The organism is Halalkalibacter lacteus, from assembly GCF_036663595.1.
GTDB lineage: Bacteria > Bacillota > Bacilli > Bacillales > Bacillaceae_D > Halalkalibacter > Halalkalibacter lacteus.
Genome location: NZ_JAWRVL010000111.1, coordinates 1 through 414 on the forward strand (window position 1 = coordinate 1; position 414 = coordinate 414).

General features: G+C 37.9%; 1 protein-coding gene. It reads right to left on the reverse strand.

Going from position 1 to position 414, the window contains the following annotated elements; all coding sequences use genetic code 11:
- Positions 1 to 355, reverse strand: a 355-nt coding sequence (locus SAZ04_RS21720; RefSeq protein ID WP_332699591.1) for a transposase, incomplete at its 3' end; no start/stop codon positions are given.
- Positions 356 to 414: the final 59 nt, after the last annotated feature.

Below are 414 nucleotides of genomic sequence, written 5' to 3' on the forward strand. Positions count from 1 at the left end.
TGGTAGACATACCTTTGGCGTAAAGCGCAATAATTTGGTCTTCGAGTCCATTGGCGGTGGTTTCGTACTTTTTAATAATTTGAGGTTCATACTCACCATTACGATCTCTAGGTATTTGAAGCTCTGAGTTGCCAAATTTCGTTTTAATCGTTTTTTGGCTGTAGCCATTACGACTATTGCCAGTATTGTCCCCCTCAGAGCTATGCTTTTTGTACCCTAGTTGAGTGTCGATTTCAGCTTCAAACACTTCTTGAATCGTGTCCTTAAATAAGTTTTTCATCATTTCATGAACATCTTCAACCGATTTACATTCGCTTGCCAATTCTTTAATCGTTTTGTTTGCGTAGTCTTGCATAAATGATCATCTCCTTATTGGAAAGTATAACCATTTACACAAAACTTCTTACGCTCTCC